At 70.0% G+C, this 21665-nt stretch carries 18 protein-coding genes; 6 read left to right on the top strand and 12 right to left on the bottom strand.

What is annotated here, in order from left to right; translation table 11 throughout:
* The first annotated feature begins 36 nt into the window (after window positions 1-36).
* Complete coding sequence (locus R2J76_RS05690; RefSeq protein ID WP_316414842.1) at window positions 37-1083, top strand: hypothetical protein; 1047 nt, start codon at window positions 37-39, stop codon at window positions 1081-1083.
* On the opposite strand, the gene R2J76_RS05685 is transcribed toward R2J76_RS05690, so the two are convergent.
* Window positions 1080-1751 carry a cupredoxin domain-containing protein gene (locus R2J76_RS05685; RefSeq protein WP_316414841.1) on the bottom strand — a complete coding sequence of 224 codons (672 nt, stop codon included), beginning with the start codon at window positions 1749-1751 and terminating at the stop codon, window positions 1080-1082. The two genes, R2J76_RS05690 and R2J76_RS05685, sit on opposite strands and share 4 nt — an antisense overlap.
* A gap of 57 nt (window positions 1752-1808) precedes the next feature.
* Here R2J76_RS05685 and R2J76_RS05680 point away from each other — a divergent pair, with 57 nt between their 5' ends.
* Window positions 1809-3920, top strand: coding sequence for a serine/threonine-protein kinase (locus R2J76_RS05680; RefSeq protein ID WP_316414840.1), 2112 nt, complete (start codon window positions 1809-1811; stop codon window positions 3918-3920).
* A 27-nt stretch (window positions 3921-3947) separates the two neighbouring features.
* Here the strand turns inward: R2J76_RS05680 and amrA are convergent, their stop codons facing one another.
* Both amrA and amrB read right to left on the bottom strand, forming a co-directional pair.
* On the bottom strand, window positions 3948-4511 hold the full coding sequence (gene amrA / locus R2J76_RS05675) for an AmmeMemoRadiSam system protein A (RefSeq protein WP_316414839.1): 564 nt from the start codon (window positions 4509-4511) through the stop codon (window positions 3948-3950).
* Window positions 4489-5274 (bottom strand): AmmeMemoRadiSam system protein B, encoded by a 786-nt coding sequence (gene amrB / locus R2J76_RS05670; protein ID WP_316414838.1) that lies wholly within the window; start codon window positions 5272-5274, stop codon window positions 4489-4491. Before amrB ends, amrA begins: the two co-directional genes overlap by 23 nt.
* Before the next feature lie 98 nt (window positions 5275-5372).
* Here amrB and amrS point away from each other — a divergent pair, with 98 nt between their 5' ends.
* Window positions 5373-6416 carry an AmmeMemoRadiSam system radical SAM enzyme gene (gene amrS, locus R2J76_RS05665; RefSeq protein ID WP_316414837.1) on the top strand — a complete coding sequence of 348 codons (1044 nt, stop codon included), beginning with the start codon at window positions 5373-5375 and terminating at the stop codon, window positions 6414-6416.
* A 2-nt stretch (window positions 6417-6418) separates the two neighbouring features.
* Here amrS and R2J76_RS05660 read toward each other — a convergent pair whose 3' ends face one another.
* The 6 genes from R2J76_RS05660 to R2J76_RS05635 form a co-directional block, all read right to left on the bottom strand.
* Entirely contained in the window at window positions 6419-6622 is a 204-nt protein-coding gene (locus R2J76_RS05660; protein ID WP_316414836.1) for a hypothetical protein, read from the bottom strand.
* On the bottom strand, window positions 6615-7100 hold the full coding sequence (locus tag R2J76_RS05655) for a YaiI/YqxD family protein (protein WP_316414835.1): 486 nt from the start codon (window positions 7098-7100) through the stop codon (window positions 6615-6617). The genes R2J76_RS05660 and R2J76_RS05655 overlap by 8 nt, the downstream gene beginning before the upstream one ends.
* 526 nt (window positions 7101-7626) lie before the next feature.
* Window positions 7627-9381 (bottom strand): methyl-accepting chemotaxis protein, encoded by a 1755-nt coding sequence (locus tag R2J76_RS05650; protein WP_316414834.1) that lies wholly within the window; start codon window positions 9379-9381, stop codon window positions 7627-7629.
* Window positions 9382-9430: 49 nt separating this feature from the next.
* The gene (locus tag R2J76_RS05645; protein ID WP_316414833.1) at window positions 9431-10084 is read right to left on the bottom strand and encodes a TetR/AcrR family transcriptional regulator; all 654 of its coding nucleotides are present in this window, start codon (window positions 10082-10084) and stop codon (window positions 9431-9433) included.
* Window positions 10085-10121: 37 nt separating this feature from the next.
* The gene (locus tag R2J76_RS05640) at window positions 10122-12272 is read right to left on the bottom strand and encodes an FUSC family protein (protein WP_316414832.1); all 2151 of its coding nucleotides are present in this window, start codon (window positions 12270-12272) and stop codon (window positions 10122-10124) included.
* A gap of 11 nt (window positions 12273-12283) precedes the next feature.
* Entirely contained in the window at window positions 12284-12871 is a 588-nt protein-coding gene (locus R2J76_RS05635; RefSeq protein ID WP_316414831.1) for an isochorismatase family protein, read from the bottom strand.
* A 162-nt stretch (window positions 12872-13033) separates the two neighbouring features.
* On the opposite strand from R2J76_RS05635, the gene R2J76_RS05630 reads away from it, so the two are divergent.
* Together R2J76_RS05630 and R2J76_RS05625 are read left to right on the top strand one after the other, a co-directional pair.
* The gene (locus R2J76_RS05630) at window positions 13034-14650 is read left to right on the top strand and encodes an L-lactate permease (RefSeq protein WP_316414830.1); all 1617 of its coding nucleotides are present in this window, start codon (window positions 13034-13036) and stop codon (window positions 14648-14650) included.
* Between the two features lie 4 nt (window positions 14651-14654).
* Window positions 14655-15815 (top strand): glycerate kinase, encoded by a 1161-nt coding sequence (locus R2J76_RS05625; protein WP_316414829.1) that lies wholly within the window; start codon window positions 14655-14657, stop codon window positions 15813-15815.
* On the opposite strand, the gene R2J76_RS05620 is transcribed toward R2J76_RS05625, so the two are convergent.
* Window positions 15802-17256: an energy transducer TonB gene (locus tag R2J76_RS05620; RefSeq protein WP_316414828.1), complete on the bottom strand. Its 1455-nt coding sequence runs from the start codon at window positions 17254-17256 to the stop codon at window positions 15802-15804. The two genes, R2J76_RS05625 and R2J76_RS05620, sit on opposite strands and share 14 nt — an antisense overlap.
* 508 nt (window positions 17257-17764) lie before the next feature.
* On the bottom strand, window positions 17765-18142 hold the full coding sequence (locus tag R2J76_RS05615; RefSeq protein WP_316414827.1) for a hypothetical protein: 378 nt from the start codon (window positions 18140-18142) through the stop codon (window positions 17765-17767).
* Window positions 18143-18649: 507 nt separating this feature from the next.
* Here R2J76_RS05615 and R2J76_RS05610 point away from each other — a divergent pair.
* Window positions 18650-20524: an aldolase/citrate lyase/malate synthase family protein gene (locus R2J76_RS05610; RefSeq protein WP_316414826.1), complete on the top strand. Its 1875-nt coding sequence runs from the start codon at window positions 18650-18652 to the stop codon at window positions 20522-20524.
* On the opposite strand, the gene glpX is transcribed toward R2J76_RS05610, so the two are convergent.
* Window positions 20525-21619, bottom strand: coding sequence for a class II fructose-bisphosphatase (gene glpX, locus R2J76_RS05605; protein WP_316414825.1), 1095 nt, complete (start codon window positions 21617-21619; stop codon window positions 20525-20527).
* Between the last annotated feature and the right edge of the window lie 46 nt (window positions 21620-21665).

Here is a 21665-nt window from a genome sequence, read left to right as displayed (position 1 = left end):
ATGCTACCCTTACCCTGCCCTTCGCCCGGGAGAGGGATGCCCATCCGCCGCTGGACCCCCATGCTGGCCACCGCCGCCCTGCTGGCACAGGACGCGCAGCCCTTTGCGGAGGAGAAGCCCGATCCCTGGCGGCCCGCGTGGGAACTCCGGCTGGGGGCCGACGAGCTGAAGGAGCCGGAGGGCCCCGGCGGGTTCCGGCGCGGCGGCGTCCAGCTGCGGCTCCGCTGGGGCGCGGACTGGGGGCCCATGCGCGTGGAGGCGGGAACCCGTTCCGCCGTGGGTTCCGATGGCAACCGACTCAACGCGCCCCGGTGGGACCAGCAGCCCTCCAACGGCACCCAGGCCGACGTGCTCCAGGCCACCCTTTCGAGGGCGGGGGAGCGGATCTTCGGGACCCTGCGCCTGGGGCTTCAGGGGAACGGCCTGCTGGTTTCCCAGGCCATGTGGGATCGCGATCTCCGCTTCACCGGGGCCGGGGCCACCGCCGGGTTGCACGGGGACGTCCTCCAGGAGGCGGGAGTGCGCGTGGCCGTGGGCCGGGTGCGCACCGTCCTGGGCGGGCGCACGGAGCTGGCCGCGGCCCAGGGGGTCCTGAAATTCGACACCGGCGCTTTCTCCTGGACGGCCCATGCCGGCCGGTGGACCCTCGCCTGGGACCCCGGCGGATTCCGGCGCCACGCCCTGCCCGGGTCGCAAGGCGGACGGCAGCGCCTCACCCTGGACGCCGCGGGCGCCGCGGGCGTCTGGAACGGCCCGCTGCCCCTGGAGGCCCAGTGGTTCGCGTGCCGGAACCGCGCCACCCGCGAAGACAGCGAGGAACTGCGCCTCAGCGCCGGCAGCCGGGAGCGGGCCTGGTGGCCCCAGCTCTCCTGGACGTGGCAGCGCCTCTCGTCCACGGGCACCCTCTACCCGGTGAACGGCGACGCCTGGTGGTTCTACCGCGCCGCCCGCGGCCCCCGGGTGGAGGCCGCCCTGACGCTCCCGGGCCGGTGGGTGGCCGCCCTGTCCATCGTGCGCCAGACCGCCGACGGCGAGGGCTACGCGGTCACCCGCCGCATGGTCACGCTGACGCGGAGGTTCTAGTAGCTGCGCTCGTCCTCGGGCGGGGGGTAGTCGCGGCCGAATTTGTTCTTGTGGGGCTCCACGGAGGGCAGGGAGACCTCCAGCTGCCACCCGCCCCGGGTGATGCCCGGGCCCACGGCCACCTCCCACTGGCGTTCCCCGGTCTCGGGATGCCAGAGCCGGAGGCGGTACCGTCCGGGGGGGACGCCGTCGAACTGCACCCCCGCGCGCCCCTCCAGGAGCTGGGCGAAGGGCGTGTCCACCACCCAGAGGTAGGCGTTCATCTGGTGGTGGATGTTGCAGTAGAGCTTCACCAGCCCGGGGTTCGCGACCTTCACCCGGGGCGCCTCGCCGGGCCGGTAGTGGCCCGTGTCGAAGCGGTTTCCCGGCGTGACGCTGAAGACGTTGTGGAGGATGTGGTCCAGGTTCGGAAAGGTCACCTCCGTGCCCGGGGTGACGAGGGTCACCCGGGGATGGAAGGCCTTGCCCAGCGTGCGGATGGTCACCGGCTTTCCCGGCCCCGGCACCGCCGCCGGCGCGGTCAGGGGCTCCAGGATGGCCACGCAGTCCTTCAGGTTCGGCCGGGGGTGCCCCTTGTCGAGGACCTGGACCGGCCCCGCCAGGCTCCCCGCCGCCGCCGGAACTCCCAGCGCCAGGGCCACGAGGAAAGGCAGGGGGCAACGAACCATTAGGAATATCCAGGGAGTGAATTTATAAAGAGTATAGCGTCCTTCCTGGGGATACCCATGCGCCCGACGATGAGCTGGTACCGAAGCCTGGGGTGGAAATTCTTCCTGCGGCAGGGCGTGATGATCCTGGTGCTGGTCTCGCTGATGCTCGGGGTGGCCTTCTCCGAGGCCGAGCACGGGGCCCGCGTCAGCGCCGATGCGAGCCTCTCCTCCGCAAGCCAGGTGCTCGAGCGTGCCTTTGAACAACAGGGGCGGTCCCTGGACGCCGGCCTGGAAGTTTTCACCCAGTATTCGGGCAACCTCGCCCTCGTGGAACAGGCCCTGGAAGCCGGCGCCGGCGGCAGCCTCAAGGACACCCTCGTGGAGAACCTCCCCCGCCTCGGCGCGGAGATCGCCGCGGTGGTCCGCCCCGACGGGACGCTCCTGGCGGGAACGGACCCGGGGATACCCGGGGAGTTCTCCGGCGTCGGCATCATCCAGATGGCCCTGGCCCCCGACGAGGCGCGGGCGGCGGGGTATCCAGGACCCTACTACCGCGGTTTCCTCCCCGTCGACTGGGGCGGCATGCGCGGGGTCTACCACGCGGTGGCCCGGCCTCTGCGCACCCCGGGCGGCGCCCCTCTGGGGGCCATGCTGGTGGGCGCGAGGGTGGACGGCAAGGCGGCCTCCGGCTTGCGGCGCCTGGCCATCGCGGCCCCCCGGCGCGGCGATCCCTCCGCCCACCTGGCCCTTCTCAGCCACTTCAGGACCCTCGGCAGCACCCTCGACAACGCCGGCCCGCTGGACCTCCTCCTCGCCCGGGACACGGCCTTCCTGGCCACCCGGGCCCGGATCCTCGACAGCCATTCGTCCCCGGTCCTCCCCTTCAAGGTGGATGGCCGGACCTACCTGGGCATGATCTCCCCCCTTCGGGGCGTCAACGCCCTGGACCTGGAAATGTCCGCCTTCCTCCTGATGCCCAAGGAGCCGCTCCTGGCCCCCTTCCGCACCCTCCAGAGGGCCATCCTCGGGGTGGGCGTCGGGGGCATCCTGCTGGCCCTGGGCCTCAGCCTCCGCTCGGCCCGCAGCGTCACGGCGCCCCTCCAGGCCCTGGCCACCGCCGCCGAAGCCCTTGCCGCGGGCGAGTCCCCCGAGGCCCTTCCCGCGAGCGCCTCCCTAGACGAAGTGGGCCTGCTGACCCAGACCTTCCGGTCCATGCTCGCGGAGCTCCGCGCCAAGGACCAGCTCCTCGCCCTGCTGGATTCGGCGCGCCGCCCCGACGGCGAGACCGGCACCTCCCCGGCCTACCTGCCCCCCGCCCAGGACGATCAGCTCCCGCCTGGCCTCCAGGACGGGCAGGTGTTCGCTTCCCGGTACCGCGTGCTGGGCCTCCTGGGCCGGGGCGGCATGGGCATCGTGCTGCGGGTCCAGGATCTCCAATTGGACGAGGAGGTGGCCATGAAGGTCATCCGGCCCGGGCTGGCCTCCCGGCCCCTCTTCCTGGAGCAGCTCAAACAGGAGATCCGCCTGGCCCGCAGGATCACCCACAAGTTCGTCCTGCGCACCCACGACTTCGGCGAATCCGGCGGCATCCCGTACGTGACCATGGAATACCTGAAGGGCGTCACCCTGCGCGCCCTCCTGGACGACCGCGAGCGCCTTCCGGTGCCCCTGGTGATCCGGGTGGCGCGCCAGGTGGCCGAGGGCCTCGAGGCCGCCCACGCCGTCGGCGTCGTGCACCGGGACATCAAGCCCATGAACGTGCTCTTCGATGTGCGCGGCGACGCCAAGATCATGGATTTCGGCCTTGCCACCCCCCTGGACGCCCTGCGGGCCGGCGACGAAGGCGGGCCCATGGGCACCCCCCGGTACATGTCCCCGGAGCAGGTGCGAGGCGAACAGGCTGGCGCCTGTTCCGATCTCTATGCCCTGGGCGTCATGATCTTCGAACTCTGCACGGGCGGCCCCCCCTTTGAGAACGCCCGCGTCGACGAGCTCCTGGCCATGCACCTGGAGGCGCCCATTCCATCCATGGCGGGCCGGGCCCCCGACCTGCCCCGGGACCTGGATTTCCTGGTGACCCGCCTCATGGCCAAGCGTAAGGAGGACCGCCCCCAGTCCGCCGCCGAAGTGGTCGAGATCCTGAAACTCATCGCCGCCGGGGGCGAAGGCAGCCTGTCCCGCCTCTAGCTACGTAAACGCACGTGTCCCGGGCTTTCAGGGGATGTGCAGGACCCGGTACCGGCGCGCCTCCCCGATGCGCCGGCACCCGGCCTTGGCCTTGAGTTCCCGGACGAAGTCGCGGGGGTCGGGCAGTTCATCCCACACCGAGGGCAGGAAGGTCGCCCGGAGGGGGCCCGCGGAGAGGACTAGGCCGTCCCGGCCGGGCACCAGCTGCCGGATCAGGTCCTCCTCGCCGGTGAAGGGCAGGGGCCGGGGGCGGGTCAGCAGGGAGATGGAAACCTCCAGGCCCTCCCATTCCCGGAAGCCCAGGGGCGGGAAGCGGGGATCCAGGAAGGCCGCGGCGAAGGCGTTTTCCGCCACGTCCAGGGCCAGGGGGCGCGTGGCCTCCAGGCGGCCCGTGCAGCCCCGGAGCCCGCCCCCGATCCGGAGGGTGACGAAGGTGGCCCGGGGCCGGCCCAGGGCGGGGGGCAGGCCGGCCAGATCCACCGCCAGGGGGGTCCCCTCCTCCAGGCCGTGGCGGATGGAGGCCCGGGCCAGGCCCAGCAGCAGCTCCCCGGCGCCGGCCAGGACGCGTTCAGGCGAAAGCGAAGGCGCCATAGCCCACCACCCGGTCCCGGCCCCCGGCGGTGTCGCCGGAATTGCGCAGGTCCAGGACCTCCCCGCGCAGCCCTCGCCGGGCCGCCGCCACCAGGAGGCCCCGCACCGGCGCGCATCCGCAGGCGGCCCCCTCGTCCAGGGCCGCGGCGTCCAGGCTCCGGATGGCCTCGGCGGTGGCCAGGTCCACGCGGCGCGCCTCGGCGGCTCCCAGGTAGTGGCTCAGGTCGGAGGAGACCACCACCACCGTCCCGGCCAGGTCCCAGAGCCGCTCCACCACCGCCGCCACCTCCCCGGGCCCGGCCCGGCCCACCACCAGGGGCACCAGGGTGAAGGCGCCCAGCGCCACCTGGAGGAAGGGCAGCTGGACCTCCAGGCTGTGCTCCCGGGCATGGGCGTCCTCCAGGGGCCGCACCGCCACCAGGCCCTGGAGGGCCTCGCAGGTCTCCACGTCCACGGGCACGGTCCCCAGGGGGGTGGCGAACCCCGCCGCGCCGCTCACCGCCATGCCCCGGAAGGCCACCTGGTGGGAAGGCCCCAGCACCGCCACCCGGGTGATGCCCTCCCGGCCAACCCCCAGCCTGGCAAAGGCCTGGGCCGCCACCGGCCCGGAGTAGGGGTAGCCGGCGTGGGGGGCGATCACCGCCCTGGGCGCCGGCCCCCCGGGGGGCGCCTGGGCCAGGAGGCCCTGGACCAGGTCGCGGAGCCGCCGGGGATCGGCGGGATAGAAGGAGCCGGCGAAGGCCGGCTGGCGAATGGGCCCCACGGGGACCTCCACAGCCGGACAAACAAGCAAGTCCCCCCCAAGATCCGGGTTGCGCGCCCCCCTGTCAATGACCGAAATTGGGCCCAGCCGAGGAAACCATGGTGCCTGCCACCCCCCTTCCCACCGCGAGGTTCTGGCGGAGCCTGGAGGGCGGGGCCGTGGCCTGCGGACTCTGCCCCCGCCGCTGCCGCCTGCGGGAGGGCCAGCGGGGCTACTGCCTCATGCGGGGCAACGAGGGCGGGGCCATGGTGCTCCACGGCCACGGCCGCTCCAGCGGCTTCGCCGTGGACCCCATCGAGAAGAAGCCCCTGCACCATTTCAGGCCGGGCCTCGCGGTGCTCTCCTTCGGCACCCTGGGATGCAATCTGGGGTGCCGGTTCTGCCAGAACTGGGACCTGAGCCGGGCCCCGGCCGGCAGGGACCTGGCCGGGGCCGTGCCGCCCGCGGCCGTGCCCCGCATGGCCCTGGACCGGGGCTGCGGGGGGGTCGCCTTCACGTACAACGACCCCGTCGTCTTCCACGAGTACGCGGTGGAGACCGCCCAGGCCTGCCGGGAGCGGGGCCTGGCCACCGTGGCGGTGACGGCGGGCTACCACAACCCGGAGCCCCGGGAGGAGTTCTACCGGCACATGGACGCCGCCAACATCGACCTCAAGGGCATCTCGGACGCCTTCTACCGGACCCACTGCGCCGGGCGCCTGGGTCCGGTGCTGGACACCCTGAAGTACGTCCGCCACGGAACCCGCACCTGGCTGGAGGTGACCACCCTCCTCATCCCCGGGGCCAACGACGCCCCGGCCGACCTGGACGCCCTCAGCGCATGGATCGCGGGCAACCTCGGCCCCGACGTGCCGCTGCACTTCACGGCCTTCCGCCCCGCCTGGAAGCTCAAGGCCCTGCCGCCGACCCCCCTGGCCACCCTGCTGGAGGCCAGGCGCCTCGCCCTGGCCAACGGCCTGCGCCACGTCTACCTGGGCAATGTGCGGACCCTGGAGGGCAGCGGCACCGTCTGCCACGGGTGCGGCCATCTCCTCATCGGCCGGGACGGCTACCGCCTGACCCGGTGGGACCTCACCCGGGAAGGCGCCTGCGCGCGCTGCGGCACCCCCTGCCCCGGCGTCTTCGGCCCCGGACCGGGCTGACCTCAGCGCTTCAGCGCCATCTGCCCCAGCCGGGAGACCTGGTAGCGGCCCACCTCCCGCTCCCGGATCAGGTCGTGCTGGAGGAGGTAGTCGATGTCCGCGGCCTGGACCCCCTTGAGGGTGAGGAGCTTCTCCCGCGCCGCGTCGGGGTGCCGGGCCACCGTCAGCAGCAGGCTCAGGCGCAGCGGCGTGATCACGTCAACCATGGGGGTTCCCTCCGGGGGCGCGGGTGCGCTCGAGCTTGAGCAGGGCCTGGATCTGGTTCTCCAGGGCGCCCAGGAACCGGGAGCGGTCCGCCGGCGCGTAGGGCTTGGGCCCCGTGCCCATTTCCCCCATGTCCCGCAGGAAGGCGCTGATCTCCCGGCTGGCCATGGCGTCGACGATGGAATCCTCGGTGAAGGGCCGCCCCTTGGGATCCAGCACCCGGGCCCCCTTCTTCAGGCAGCGGTCCGCCAGCGGGATATCGGCCGTGACGACGATCTCCCCCCCCGTGGCCCGCTCCGCGATCCAGTCATCCGCCGCATCGAAGCGCCCGCTCACCACCACCCCCCGCACCAGCGGATCCCGCGGCAGGTTCAGCCGGCTGTTGGACACCACGTGCACCACCACCCCATGCCGCCTGGCCACCCTGAACACTTCGTCCTTCACCGGGCACGCATCGGCATCAACATAGATCTGAATCAATCCCCCTCCATGCGTTCCCAACCATGATACCCCGCCGGATCGTGCGGGTCCCTGGCCGTCGCGCCGGTTCGTCATCGCCGGACAAGCCGGCGATGACGGGGGGTGGGGAGGGGACGAGGGGACGATGCTGCGCCTTCTGGCTCCGTTGGGCGGTTGGGAGGCATGCGCGCTCCGTCCCTCCGGAGAGTCCCATGCGTGGGACGTGACTTCCAAGGGACGAAGGGATTCGCTTCGAGTAGAAATTGTCGGCGCCGCCAGGCGCCGACGCTGACATGTTCCGCTACCCCCGATCCCCCTCGCAGCCCACCCCTACCAGTCAACGTCGGCGCACCCCCCCCGCTGCGCCCCCCCACTCGCAGCGAGCCCCATCCCCCCCAGGCCCCCCCGGAGGGCCCCAGCCCCCCCTGCCCCACCCCCCCCCCACGAAGCCGGAAGGTGAAACCCAGCCCCCTCGTCCCCTCCGGCACCCAACGAGGCCGGGCTTGCCCGGCCGAGTAACCCGGCGCGAAGGTCCGGAACCCGAGCGCTAGTTCAGGAACCGGTCGGGATTGAACCCCATCACCAGCGCTCCCCAGTGGCGACCCCCTATGTGGATGGGCATGGAGAGGTCGTTGAGGATTTCGCCGGTGTCGCGCATGTAGGTCTGGAAGAGGAATTTCTCCAGGTTGCGGGAACGGCGCTTCTCGGTCTCCACGTTGAAGTAGAGCCTCATGTTGCGGCTCTTCAGGAGGTCGACCTGGGGGTCGCCGGTCATGGGATCGCTCACGCCGGTGTGGTGCACGGCCAGGTACCCGTTCACGTCCAGGGCCACGGCGTAGATGGAGCCCAGGTCCTTGCGGGCCTCGTCGAAGACCGGCTGGAGGTCCCGGGCCAGGGCCTCGGTGTAGCCCGTGAGGAATTTCTGGGGATCGGTGCCGGGCACGGGGCGGTAGTTCCGGTCGAACATGTCCAGGCCCTGGCCCGCGAGGGCGGCGATGCGGGCCTGCATGGCGTCCCGCCAGCGGTAGCCCTTGGCGATGACCTCCTCCAGTTCGCTCTCGCCGGTGCGGAAGCCCGATACCAGTTCCAGCAGCCTTTCCGTGGCGCGGTTCATGTCGCTGGAGAGGCGGGTGGATTCATCCAGGCGCTGGGCCCCTTCCCGGCTGAGGCCCAGGATGTCCCGGGACTGGCCGAGGATGGCCGCGCTGGTGGAGGAGATCCCGTCCACCGCCGCGGTGGCGCCGCTGAGCTGGGAGGTGTTGTCCTCGAAATCCCCCACCAGCTTGCCGAAGTGCTCCGAGGCCCGGCCCAGGAGGGCGGAGGTGCCCTGGATGTCCCCGCTGATGTCGGCGATGCCCAGGGAGGTGCTCTCCGTGTCCTGGAGCATGGCCCCCAGGTTCCGGGAGATCTCGATGGCCGCCTCCCGGGCCCGGTCCGAGAGCTTTCGCACCTCCTCGGCCACCACCGCGAAGCCCCGTCCCGCGTTGCCCGCGTGGGCGGCCTCGATGGTGGCGTTGAGGGCCAGGAGCTTGGTCTGGTCGGAGATGCCCTCGATGAGCTGCGCGACCCCGCTGATGCGCTCGGACCGCTCCTTGAGCCGCGCCACCAGTTCGGCGAAGGCCGCAAGGCGCTCCCGGGTGGCGGCCATGCCCCGCTCGGCCTCCAGGAGCTCGGTGCGGGTGGACTGGGCCGTCTCCAGGTTGCCCAGGGTCGACGCGGCGATGAAGGACGTGGCCTGGGCCACCTCCCCGGCGGAGGACGCCACCTCCTGCCCGGTGCGGGTGATCTGCTCGGCCAGGTCCCCCTGCCGCTGCGCGTCCCGGGCGGAATCGGCGGCGAGCTTGTGGGTGCGGGTGGCCCCCACGGCGATGGTGAGGCCCAGGCGCTTGGACTGGTTGAGGATGTCCCGCACCTTGCCGGAGAACGCGTTGAAGTCGTCGGCCAGGCGCCGGATCTCGTCGTGGGTGTCCAGCTTCAGCTCCCCGGAGAAATCCCCCGCCTTGAGCACCCCGGTGATGGATTTCAGCGGCGCCGTGACCGAAAGGTGGAAGGTGAGGTAGGCCACCGCCGCCACCGCCGCGGCCAGGAGCGGCACGGCCACCGCCAGGGTCTGGGCCCGGCCCAGGGTCTCCAGGGCCTCCGGGGAGGCCCCCGCCTTGAGGGCGCCCGCGACGCGCAGGAGCTGGGCGCTCAGAAGAAGCATGAACAGGAAGAGCGGGACCATCATCCCCAGGACCTTGCGAAGCAGCGTATGGAAGAAGGTCCTCTCCAGGAACTGGTAGAGGAGCTTGAAAAGGAACATTTCGGTCCCCCTCGGTCGGAATGGGTGAATGGACCTCCATCCTGACCGATCAGCGCGCTTCTGCCTCCAATTTCCTTGGGGCCGGCGGATGGATCATGCCGTGGCGGAGGATCTCCGATACTTCCTTCATGGCCGTGGCCGTGTCCAGGCCGAACTGGTCGGGAATGCCGAAGAGGATCTCCACCGCGAAGTACTGCAGGAACACCCGGCTCGCCAGCATGGAGGCGGTGATGGGCTGGAAGCCCTCCCCCAGCTCGTGCTTCAGCGCCCCGTCCGGGAACCGCGTGTTCAGGAAACGCTCGAACCGGCCGGCCATCTCCGTGTAGAACTTCCGGATGTGGTTCCCTTCGAATTCCACCACATCGACATATATGAGAATTACATGACGCCGATAGGTGCGGACGCTCTCCTCCGCGGCCCGGGCCAGGGCCTCCAGGTCGAAGGGGAAGGCGCCGGCGGCCAGGGCCTTGTTGAAGGGGAAGTCGGGCCTTTCGATGGCCTCCCAGTACTGCCCCAGCAGCGTGGTGAAGAGGGTCTCCTTGTCCGGGAAGTGGTGGTAGACGTTGCCGGTGGACAGCCCGGCCTCGGCGGCGATCTCGCGGATGCTGGTGCCCCGGTAGCCCTGCTTGGAGAAGAGCCGCAGGGCCGCCTCCAGGATGGCCGTCCGGCTGCGCTCCGATTTTTCCTCCTGCGAAACTCTCAAGCCGCTGCTCCTCGTGGAAAATTCACCAGTCAGTGCACTATATCGAACATCCCTGGAACTCCATAAGCATGGCGCTCAGTTCGGTCCCCGCCAGGTCCAGCTGGGAGGTGACATAGGCGGTGCGGGGTTCCGCCAGGCCCGGCAGCTCCACCCCCTCCAGCGCCTCCCGGGGGCCCGCCAGCAGGGCGGGATCCGCCCCCTCCGCCACGGCCGCCATGGCTTCCAGCGCCTCCCCCGCGGCCCGGGCCAGGGGCTCCAGGCCGGGGATGGGCGGGGCGCCGTCCCGGAAATGCACCGCCGCCACGCTGAGCCACCGGGTGACCCGGAGGTTCTGGTTGGCCAGGGCCGCGTTGTGCTCGATGCCCTCCCGCATGACGTCCGGGTCGCCGGCCATGCGGTTCAGGGAGGAGAACACCAGGCTATTGGCCCGCTGGGCCTTGCGCTTGGCCTTGAGCATCAACTGGGGCGTGAGGTCCGGGTCGCCCCCCAGCCCGCGGCAGAGCCGGTCCAGGAAGAGGGCGTTGGCCCGCAGGGCCCCGGCCAGGAGCGGAGGGAAGCGGTCCCGCTCCCATACCGGCCAGAAGCTGAGGGCGGCCAGCAAGGCCAGGAGGCATCCCGACAGGGTGAAGGCCAGGCGCTGGAGGGTGAGCGAAAGGCTGATGGGCCCCGCGGCCTCGAACTGGAGCACCACCAGGAGCGTGATGTAGAACACGGCCACGGCGTAGTTGCGCTTCACGTAGTAGGTGAAGGTGGCGCACACCGCCGCCGTGGCGGCCATCAGCAGCCACAGGGGCAGGTGCAGCCAGAGCAGCAGGCTTCCCACCAGGCCCCCGGCGAGGGTCCCCACGGCCCGCTGGGTGGCCCGGAGCCGGGTGGCCCCGTAGTCCGGCTGGAGCACCACCATGACGCAGAGGGGGATCCAGTACCCGTGGGGCAGATGCCAGGTCCGCCAGGCCCAGGTGCCCGCCATCATGATCACAGCCAGGCGGAAGGTGAACCGCACCAGGGCCGGGTCCACCTGGAGGCTGAAATTCAGGGCCGAGGCCAGGGGGCGCAGGCTCCACACGCGCAGATCGAAGAGTTCGAAGGAGATGGGCCCCCGCTCCCGGGCGCGCTCCATGGAAGCGCGCAGGGTGGCGCGCAGCACCGGCAGGTGATCCTGGAGCTTGCCCAGCACATCCGAAAGGTGGGCCCGCTCCGGGGTGTCCCGCACCTTGGCGGCGGTGCGGGCCTGGAGCACCCGGAGGAGGCGGCCCAGGCGGCGCAGCCGGATCTCGAACCGGGCCAGGTGCCCCGCCTGGTGGGACACCACCGCCAGGGCCAGGGACCGGGTGGAATTCACGGTGGCGGCCAGAAAGGACCGGAAGGAGGCCGCCATGGGGCCGGGTCCCGGGGGTTCCATGAGCCGCTCGATGCTGGGGTTGAGGGCCATGAGGTAATTGGCCAGGTGGGCCGCGGCCTGGTTCAGGGCCTCCAGTTCATGGACCAGCGGCCGGCTGCTCTTGGCGTGGGCGCCCTTGAGGGCTTCGGTGGCCTGGTCCAGGGCGGCCCTCAGTTCGTTTTCGCAATCCACCACCCGGGCATGGCGGGCGGGGGCTTCCGCCGCGTCCACCGCCGGCAGGGCCTCCGCCAGGTTCGCCAGGGCCAGCCAGGCCCCCGCCACGGTGCGGCGCAGGGGATGCTGGGCCAGGAAGGGCCAGAAGGCCGCATGCACGAGGACGCTGAAGGCGCACCCGGCCAGGGTGGCGACCGCGGCCCCCGGGGGCGTGGCTTCCGCCTGGGAGATGAGGCCCAGGAAGAAGAGAAGGGCCGCCGTGGAGGCCACCGAAGGCCCGTACTCCCCCAGCCCGTGCCGCCAGGCCCCGGCCCCCAGGGCCATGAGCCCCGTAGCCAGCACCGCCAGGAGCACGCTGCGCCCCGCCTCCACCCCCAGCCAGGCGGCCCCGGCGAACATGAGGCTCAGGGCCACCAGGAGGAGAAGGCGGAGGGAATAGGCGCCCCTCACGTCCAGGCCCCCCACGGCGTGGCCCGCGAAGGAGGCCAGCACGGCCTGGGTGCCGGTGATCAGGCCCAGGGAGGCCAGGACCAGGGGCAGCATGAACGCCACCGTGGCCCGGAGGGCCCGGGAGGCGGAGGGATCAACCAGTTCCCGGGCGGCAACGCGTCCGAGCAGTCGTGAAAGGGCCATTCAGGATGGTATCAGGGCTGCCCTTCCTTCATGATCGCGGACATGGCCTTGAACTGAGGGTGGACCTTGTCCCGGCACCACTCGAAGGCCACGGACTCGTGGTTGGTGAGGGTGGCCCCCGCCGCCGCCATGCGCTCGAGGGCGTGCCGGCGGTGCTCCTCGCCTCGCCCGCTCACCGCGTCCCAGCACAGGTGCACCTCATGGCCCGAGGCCAGCAGCTCCAGGACGGTCTGGTTGACGCACACCTGGGCCTCGATGCCCGCCACCACGATCTGGCGATTCCCGGGCTCCAGGCCGGGCCGGGCCGCCCGCAGCAGCTTCTCGAAGCCCGGATCCCCGCAGCAGCCGAAGGAGGTCTTCTCCAGGTAGAAGGTGGGGGTGGAGAGGCCGTCGAAGGCGGCCTGGATGCTGGATTCCGTGGGGCCGATGCCCTGGGGGTACTGTTCCGTGAGCACCACCGGCACCTGGAAGAGGTCCGCCAGGCGCAGGAGCCGGCGGGTGGCCTCCAGGACCATGGCCGGCCGGTGCACCATGTGGACGAGCTTGCCCTGCAGGTCGATGACGACCAGGATGCTCCGGCTTGCGTCGAGAAGGGCCATGGGTGCCTCCGGGGTGATTCTCGCACGATCCTGAAGGGGCCGGGGCGGGACCGGGGATCGGAAAAAAAGGAGGCCCGGCAATTTTTCCTGGACCGCCGCACGTCCCCTGATATGTTCATATCCACTCAAACCAGGAGGCAAGTCATGTTGTCCGGAGCTCTCGTGGCTTCTCTGCCACTCCTTGTCCTCCTCATCGGCATTCCGCTGATGATGAAACCCGCGGCCAAGGTGGCGCCCATCGCCCTCGTCGTGACGGTGCTCGGGGCCATCCTCTTCTTCGGCCTGCCCACGAAGGTGGTGCTCCTCGCGGCCCTGCAGGGCGGCCTCACCGGCATCTTCCCCATCATGTACATCCCTTTCGGCGCCCTGGTGATCTACAACGTCCTCAAGGTCACGGGGTGGATGGACAAGATGCAGGGGGCCATGGCCAACCTCACCATCGACCGCCGCGCCCAGGCGCTCCTCATCGCCTTCGGCTTCGGGGCCTTCCTGGAAGGCATCTGCGGCTTCGGCGCCCCCGTGGCCATCCCCGCCATGATCCTGGTGGGCCTGGGCTACAACCCCATGATGGCCGCCATGGTCTGCCTCGTGGCCAACACGGGCCCGGTGCCCTTCGGGTCCCTGGCCATCCCCACCGTCACCCTGGCCAAGACCACCGGCCAGGATCTCATGGGCCTCTCCATGATGACCGGGCGCCTCATGGCGCCCCTGGCCTTCATCATGGCCTTCGCCACCGTCTACGCCATGAGCCGCGGCAAGGGCATGCGCGGCGCCCTGGGCACCATCCTCGTCACCGGCGCCAGCTTCGCCGTCACCGAATTCCTGGTGTCGAACTTCGTCAGCGCCGAATTGACCAGCGTCCTGGCCGCCCTGGTGTGCCTGACGGCCACGGCCATCCACCTGAAGTTCAAGGCCAAGGAGGAGCCCTGGCTCTTCGAGGGGGAGAAGGCCTCCGACAACGCGGCGCCCGAATTCCACCCCAGGGAGCTCTTCCTTTCCTGGCTGCCGTACCTGCTCCTGGCCACCTTCATCATCCTGGTGAACCTCAAGGCCACCAAGCCCCTGTTCGCGGGCACCGCCCCGGGCTGGCAGGCCCTTCTCATCAAGGTCCAGATCTACAACCCCGGCAAGCTCTACGCCTTCTCCTGGCTGCAGACCCCCGGCACCGTCATGCTCATCGCCGGCCTCGTGGCCTTCCCCTTCATGGGCGTGAAGTACGCCGTGGTGGGCGCGCAGTTCGGGAAGACCTTCCGGCAGATGATCCCCTCCTTCATCGCCGTGGCCTGCATCCTGGCCATCTCGGAAGTGATGAACGTCTCCCTGCCCATCGTGGATCCCAAGACCAAGCTGGCCGTGTGGGGCGTTCTGGGCACCAAGCAGATCTCCATGGTCGCCACCCTGAGCCAGAGCATCGTGCACGTGGTGAGCCGCTCCGTCTATCCCCTCCTGAGCCCCCTGTTCGGCATGATCGGCGTGTTCCTCACCGGCTCCAACACCTCGGCCAACGCCCTCTTCGGCAATCTGCAGGTGCTCACCGCCAAGGCCATGGGCCTCTCGGACATCCTCATGGCCGCCGCCGGCAGCGCCGGCGCCTCCGCGGGCAAGATGGTCAGCCCCCAGAGCATCGTCATCGCCGCCACCGCCGTGGGCCTGGCCGGGAAGGAAGGCCAGATCATGCGACAGACCATCAACTACACCATCCCCTACGTGATCCTCCTGGGCCTCATGGTCTGGGCTTTCGCGTTCCTGTTCCCGGGCCTGGTTCCCCTGGGGAGGTAGCTCCATGCGCATCGTCGTCGCCCCGGATTCCTTCAAGGGAAGCGTGTCGGCCCTGGGCGCCGCCGAGGCCATCGAACGGGGCATCCACGCCGTGTTCCCCGATGCCGAGGTGCGCAAGGTCCCCATCGCCGACGGCGGCGAAGGCACGGTGGAGGCCCTGGTGTCGGCCACCGGGGGCCGGCTGGTGCGCACCCGGGTGCCGGGGCCCCTGGGCGAGCCGGTGACGGCCACCTGGGGGGTCCTGGGCGACGGCGTCACCGCCGTCATCGAAATGGCCGCCGCCTCGGGACTGCCCCTGGTCCCCGGGGACAGGCGGGATCCCCGGATCACCTCCACCGCCGGCACCGGCCACCTCGTCAAGGCGGCCCTGGACGCGGGCCTGGACCGGCTCGTCATCGGCATCGGCGGCAGCGCCACCAACGACGGCGGCGCCGGCATGGCCCGGGCCCTGGGCGCGAGGTTCCTGGACGCCCAGGGGCTGCCCCTTCCGGAAGGGGGCGCCGCCCTGGCCCGCCTCGCGGCCATCGACACTTCCGGCCTCGATCCCCGCCTGGCCACGGCCAGCATCCTCGTGGCCTGCGACGTGGACAACCCCCTCTGCGGCCCCCGGGGCGCCTCGGCCATCTACGGCCCCCAGAAGGGCGCCACCCCCGAGGCCGTGCAGGAGCTGGACCGGGCCCTGGGCGTCCTGGCCCGGGTGGCCACCGCCGCCACCGGCCGGGACGTGGCCCTGCGCCCCGGCGCCGGGGCCGCGGGCGGCCTGGGCGCCGGCCTGATGTGGTTCACCCCCGCCCGGCTCCGCCCCGGCGTGGAGATCGTGCTGGAGGCCACCGGCTTCGAGGACCTGGTGCGGGGCGCCGCCCTGGTCATCACCGGGGAGGGCCGCACCGATGCCCAGACCGCCATGGGCAAGGCCCCCGTGGGCGTGGCCGCCGTGGCCCGGCGCCACGGCGTCCCGGTGGTCTGTCTATCGGGTGGACTCGCCGAAGGCGCCGACGAGGTGCTGGCCCAGGGCATCGACGCCCTGGCGAGCATCGTCCCCGCGCCCATGGCCCTGGAAACCTGCATGGACCAGGGCGCCCGGCTCCTGGAGGCGGGCGCCGCCCGGGTCTGCCGGCTGGTGAAGGTCGGGATGGCCCTTCAGGGGACCCTCAACGGCGCTTGAAGGGGAAATGGAAGACGAACTGCGCGGGGCGCCCCACCCCGCCGACCTTGGCGGCCTCGAAGGTGGCGTTCGCCGCGTACCGGACGCCGAAGGGCGCGAAGAAGCACAGGGCATATCCCGGAAGCGGACGGGCCCAGAGCGGCTTGCCCTTGGCGTCCACCAGGGTGCGCACATGGACGATTCCCGTGAAACCGCGTCGCTTGGCCTCCTCCGGGTACCTGGGGTAGGCCCCTCCCTTGAGGAGGCGGATCTGGTCGATGCCCAGTTCCACCAGGGTCTCCCGGGTCACGCCCCAGGAGGCCAGGCACCCGTCGGGGTTCTTCCAGAAGGCGTCGGCGGTCTCGCCCTCGCAGAACAGGTCCTGCACGGCGGGGGAGGCGTCCCAGAAGGCGGGCACCTGCCTGACCTGGTACTCCACGTCGTGGAGCGCGGTCTTCCAAGCGCCATCGGTGAGGCCGGAGGCGAAGGCGGCCCAATCCGCGGGCGCCCCGTACGCCAGCAGCCAATCCGTGCCGATCCAGAAGGCCGTGTTGTTCCAGGGCTCACCCGCCTGGCGATGCCCTTGGGCCGTGAAGGTCCCCAGGACCCATTCGCGATCCTCCGCCCGGAGTTCGGGGGCCATCAGGGCATAGAAGCTGGCCCCCAGGGCGGGAGCCTTGGGGCTGCGCAGCAGGGCCCGGATGGCCGGCCAGAAGGGGGCCTTGGGCCCGATGAAGCCCGGCGCTCCGAGTTTTCCCCAGGGGGACGACACCCGGCCCGTCATCCTGTTGCGGATCGTGTCGTAGAACTCCTTCAGCCTGAATTCCAGGAAGGCGCCCCAGGCATCGGGATCCCCCGGAGCCATCCGGGCGTTGGCTTCGACGAGGCGCGTGGCCGCCCAGGCCCGGAGCCTGGAATCCGGGTTCTTGACCAGGCCCACCAGCCAGCTTCGGTGGGGTTCCAGGGCGGCCGCGCCGAGGTCCTGGGCGCGCGCCTGGCCGAAGGCGACGAAGGGGGCGGGATCCATCCCCCCCGACCAGGCCCGGATCCGTTCCAGGGGGGGCACGCCGTGGGCGTCCTCCCGCTCCATGAGCTCCCGGCAGGCCTTGTCCAGCGGAGCCCCATCGCTTCCGGCAAGGAAGTCCTGGACCGTCCTGGCCCTGGAATCCAGCTTCACGACGGCCGGAAGGGAACGGATCTCCGCTTTGTCCAGGAGGGCCTGGGCGGAGGGATCCCCGGGCCTGGCCAGCCACACCTCCGATTCGCTGCGCAGCCGCGCGCCCTCCAGCGTGTTCAGGAAGGACAGGGCCGCCTGGAACCGGGTCTCGTCTTCGGGGAAGATGCCCAGCACCGGCCGCCGGGATTTCTCGGCGGCTTGCCGAGCGGTTTTGAGATCCCCGTGGACCTGGGCGAGGGAAGGGGCGGGCCTGGTTTCTGCGGGGGGAAGGGCGGGTGGAAGCATGGGGTAGGCACCCTTTCATCAGGAGTCCCTTCGCGACCCGGCGGAATGGCGCTCGAGCGGAGAACGCAAGGATGTCGGCGCCCAAGGTGGCCAGGAAAGGGAGGATCCCGGAAGTCTAGCAGGGCCAACCGGACTTCTTCAGCGGAATTCATCAGGCCAATGGCGATAACACGCATCTTCCGAATTTCAAAATCCAGGTGGATTGCGTCCATGGGTGAAACGGGAAATAAAAACCCCCGCCAGGAATCCGCAAAACAGTCCGATGCGGACGGAGGAATTGTCTGAAAATGCAATTGTCAGGAAAATTATGATATTACATATATCCAAAATCAAATTCTTGTAATTTGTTGAGATATATGACATGCAAAACTACCCGCCCTTGTTTGCTTTGGGACTGATGATGTTCGGGGCGCCCGGATCACGCATTAATTCCCATTCTTTCTTCATTGTTCCGCAATCATTGCATGTTCATAGCCATTAACCAAACATCAAGGCGGATGGACTTGCCCTACATATGCACACGGCCCGCCGAATGGAATGGATTCCCAGGCGTTGTATATGCTGCAATATTGGTCGGAACATGCGGCATTGGCGTATTCTTTATCACATTATTGACGCAATAACCCATTCCGCCAAGCAGCGCTCCTCCTGCGGCGCCGGTCGCCGCTGCCGCAGCCCCACCCGTCCGGGCGCCGCTAAAGCCCCCACCGATCGCGGTTTGGGTCATCGAACCCACCATATCTCGAGATGAAAAAGGACACGGATTGGGATTCGACATGCTCATACGCGTGCTGCCGCCGGAGTTGCAGAGAGTGACAAACATGCCGCCATGCACCTGGCTTAGCTCACGAGAGGAAAGGTAAGTGATGTTATTTTTAAGCTTCATTTCAACCTCTAGCTTAGAGATGGGGCATCACGGATACCCCCTGTTGTAGAGCTATTCATGGTTGTACCGGGCAATTTGTTCCATATAAAACGAGAATGAATTTGAATGAGTATCTAATTTTACACGTTTATAATTTTAATATACAATTATGTGCCTTCTCGCCTGAACGCAATCGAACTCGGACTGGGATCTGGTGAAGGGCATGATGAGTATGTCCGGAAACGAGTATGCCCGAGGCTACATCCGGCCAAACTTCCGCCCGAGGCATTCGCCAAGGCCACGCCTGAAACAACGGTCAGGGTCGTGCCGGAATCCATGGCCATCCAGGCACACCGAAGAGACTGAATCGGGAACGGGGCTTTCGACGGGCCGGTGGCACCTCGGTAAGGCCGGCAATGCGGCCATCCCTGCAAGACCTGATCGGACCATTCGATTTCTGAAATCGGATGTTTTCGCTGGATCCCCCGGAATACCGGGGCCAAATTGGAGCCCTCGCGGAGGTTTTCCATGGCCCTCGAATACCGCTCCGGCATTCTCGCCCAGTATCCCGATGTGCTCACGATCGAGGTGCAGCGCGCCCTGGAGGCCCTGGCGCCCCTGGATGCGCGGCGGCGGGAGCTCATGGCCGAACGCGCCGCGCGCCGGCAGGAGCGGGCCCGGAAGCGGGAGCCCATCGGTTTCCTGGATCCCGCGGCCACCATCCCGGGCACCGCCCTCACCGTCGCCGAGGCCCGGGCCGGGCATTTCGACGGGGGGGAGATCCCCGCGGACCTGCGCCGCCAGTGGATCCAGGGCACGGGCCCGGCCACGCGGCCCCGGGCCGATGTGCGCGCGGGGATCCGCAACGTGGCCTACGCGCTCCTGTCGGGGGCCGACGGGTGGATGTTCGACGGGGAGGACGCCCTGGGGCAGGTGGAGACCATGAGCCTGGACAACCATCGCAACCTCAAGCTCGCCCTGGGCCGGGATTCCCTCTTCCTGGACGTGGCCGAAGGGGTCGCCGGGGAGATGAACGCCTGGGCCCAGGGGTTCTTCGGGCGCCCCATCATCCAGGACTGGCGGACCCAGCTGGACTTCACCACCGTGCTCTACCGCGCCCGGGGCCTGCACCTGGACGACCGCCACATCCGCCACGCCGGGGGCCCCGCCCTTTCGGCCTCCATCGCCGACCTGGCCACCTTCGCGGTGAACAACGCCGCCACCCTGCGCCTGGCGGGGCACGGCCTCGTGTACTACCTCCCCAAGATCCAGACCGCCGCCGAAGCCGCCTGGTGGAACAGCCTCCTCCTGGCCCTGGAGGCGCACCTGGGCCTGGCCTCGGGCACCGTCAAGGCCTACGTCCTGGTGGAGCAGCTGGAGCAGTGCTTCCAGCTCATGGAGATCCGCGCGGCCCTGGCGCCCCACTTCGTGGGCTTCAACACCGGGCGTTGGGACTACATCAACAGCGTCTCGGACGCCCGGGCCTGGGATCCGGCCTTCCTGAACCCCAACATCGACACCATCACCATGACCTACGGCTACATGCGGAACTACGAGGACCGGGTGCGCCGGGCCGTGAACACCCCGGACCGCCTGGGCCGCTTCGCCCTGTGGCAGGGGGGCATGGAGCCCAATATCCCCGTGGGCTCGGAGGTGGGAGTGGCCGCGAGCATGCGCCGGGCCGTGGCCGGGGCCGAACGGGAGCAGCGGGAGGGGGCTTCGGGCAAGTGGGTGGCCCACTGGAAGATGGTCCACATCGTGCGCCCCGTGTGGGAGAAGGCCGGCGAGGACAACCAGGCGGGACGCCCCTTCCCCGCCCTCACCTACGGCCCGGAGGACGCCGCGGGCCTCACCCTCCTGGAGCCCGCCCCCCGCACCATCCCCGGCGCCCGGGACCTGCTGTCGGTGGCCATCCAGTACGGCAACGCCTTCCTCCAGGGCTTCCAGGCCGCGGCCCTTAAGCCCGCAGACCACTTCGGCAATGACGACGTGCTCTATCTCATGGAGGACATGGCCACCGGGGAGATCCGGCTCTCCATCCTCTGGGAGTGGATCCACAAGCAGGCCCCCCTCACGGACGGGGACGAGGTCCTGGGGGTGCGCCCCGGGGACCGTTTCACGCCCGCGCTCTTCAACCGGCTCCTGGAGGAGGAGTACGCCAAGCTGCTCGCCGCCCGCAGCAAGGACGTGCACGACGATTCCAAGGCCACCACCCTCCCCATCGCCCGGGCCATCGCGTGGGCCTATGTGCAGAGCGAGGTCAAGCCCCCCTGGTACGTGGATCTCCTGAACCTGAACCTTGGGGTGGAGCGGCTGGAGGCCGCCCAGGGCCGCATCGCCCGGTTCCTGGAGACTTTCAGGACCACCGGGGAGCGCATCACGGAGAACCTGGACTTCGCCTGATCAGCGGAAGGAGGTGTCCAGCCCCCGGAGGAAGCTCTCCCGCATGGGGGTGCCCTTGCGGTCCAGCTGGTGGATGGCCTGGATGTGGCGCACGGTGCCGCTGCTGGCCCGCATGAGGATGGAGTGGGTCTCGGCCTGGTGCCCGATGAGCTTGACGCCGGGCAGCAGCGAACTGTCCGTGATCCCCGTGGCGCAGAAGAGGGCGCTGTCGCCCACCACCAGGTCCCGCACGTGGAAGACCCGCCGCAGCTCGGCCGCGGGCACCTGGGCGGTGACCTCGGCATGGTGCTCGGGATGGCGCGCCGGGTCGAACCACATGCGCAGCTGGAGGTCCCCGCCCAGGCACTTGAGGGCCGCGGCCGCCAGGACCCCCTCGGGGGAGCCGCCCATGCCCAGGTACAGGTCCACCCCCGAAAGGGGCAGCGAGGGCGCCACGGCGGCCGTGATATCGCCGTCGGAGATGAGCCGCAGGGCCGAGCCCGCCTCCCGCACCTGGCGGATGATGGCGTCGTGCCGGGGCCGGTCCATGGTGACCACCACCAGGTCCCGCACGCGCTTGCCCAGGGCCTCGGCCACGAAGCCCAGCACCTCCGCCAGGGGCCGGTCCAGGAAGGAGGGCCCCGGGTGCCGGTCCAGGGCCGCCTTCACCGCGGGGCCGTAGGCGATCTTGTGGCTGTAGAAGCTGGGGAGGTTGCGCAGGGCGTGGGTGGCCCCGTCGGCCACCTGGGCCGCGGCGATCACCGAGATGCTGTTGGGCAGGCCCTTGGCGATGTTGGTGGTGCCGTCGATGGGGTCCAGGGCGATATCGAAGCGGGGCGCCCCCGGGCGCCAGGTCCCCAGTTTCTCCCCCACGAAGATCCCCGGGGCCTGGTCCTTGATCCCCTCCCCGATGACCACTTCGCCCTGGATATCCAACTGGTCGAAGACCCCCGCGATGGCCGCGCAGGCCACCGCGTCCGCCTTCTCCTTCTCGCCCCGCCCCGACCAGCGGATGGCCTGGAGGGCGGCATTCTCCGTGGCGCGCACGAATTCGAATTCCAGGGTCCGTTCGCGGTCGTACGAACCACCGTCGGGGATGGGGGGGACAAAGGCCATGCGGACACCTTTTATGAAACAGGGCTCACCTGGAACGGTACAACGG

The organism is Mesoterricola silvestris (assembly GCF_030295405.1).
Lineage (GTDB): Bacteria > Acidobacteriota > Holophagae > Holophagales > Holophagaceae > Mesoterricola > Mesoterricola silvestris.
The sequence above is the reverse complement of the archived record's forward strand: the minus strand, read 5'-3'. Positions and strand labels throughout refer to the sequence as shown.

Bases quoted from the DNA above. Each gene is read 5' to 3' on its own strand.
- R2J76_RS05640 (WP_316414832.1), bottom strand. From the start codon at position 12,272: ATGGCCCTTTCACGACTGCTCGGACGCGTTGCCGCCCGGGAACTGGTT.
- R2J76_RS05625 (WP_316414829.1), top strand. From the start codon at position 14,655: ATGCGCATCGTCGTCGCCCCGGATTCCTTCAAGGGAAGCGTGTCGGCC.
- amrA (WP_316414839.1), bottom strand. From the start codon at position 4,511: ATGGCGCCTTCGCTTTCGCCTGAACGCGTCCTGGCCGGCGCCGGGGAG.
- R2J76_RS05690 (WP_316414842.1), top strand. From the start codon at position 37: ATGCCCATCCGCCGCTGGACCCCCATGCTGGCCACCGCCGCCCTGCTG.
- amrS (WP_316414837.1), top strand. From the start codon at position 5,373: ATGGTGCCTGCCACCCCCCTTCCCACCGCGAGGTTCTGGCGGAGCCTG.
- R2J76_RS05680 (WP_316414840.1), top strand. From the start codon at position 1,809: ATGCGCCCGACGATGAGCTGGTACCGAAGCCTGGGGTGGAAATTCTTC.
- R2J76_RS05685 (WP_316414841.1), bottom strand. From the start codon at position 1,751: ATGGTTCGTTGCCCCCTGCCTTTCCTCGTGGCCCTGGCGCTGGGAGTT.
- R2J76_RS05650 (WP_316414834.1), bottom strand. From the start codon at position 9,381: ATGTTCCTTTTCAAGCTCCTCTACCAGTTCCTGGAGAGGACCTTCTTC.
- R2J76_RS05660 (WP_316414836.1), bottom strand. From the start codon at position 6,622: ATGGTTGACGTGATCACGCCGCTGCGCCTGAGCCTGCTGCTGACGGTG.
- R2J76_RS05615 (WP_316414827.1), bottom strand. From the start codon at position 18,142: ATGAAGCTTAAAAATAACATCACTTACCTTTCCTCTCGTGAGCTAAGC.
- glpX (WP_316414825.1), bottom strand. From the start codon at position 21,619: ATGGCCTTTGTCCCCCCCATCCCCGACGGTGGTTCGTACGACCGCGAA.
- R2J76_RS05610 (WP_316414826.1), top strand. From the start codon at position 18,650: ATGGCCCTCGAATACCGCTCCGGCATTCTCGCCCAGTATCCCGATGTG.
- R2J76_RS05635 (WP_316414831.1), bottom strand. From the start codon at position 12,871: ATGGCCCTTCTCGACGCAAGCCGGAGCATCCTGGTCGTCATCGACCTG.
- R2J76_RS05620 (WP_316414828.1), bottom strand. From the start codon at position 17,256: ATGCTTCCACCCGCCCTTCCCCCCGCAGAAACCAGGCCCGCCCCTTCC.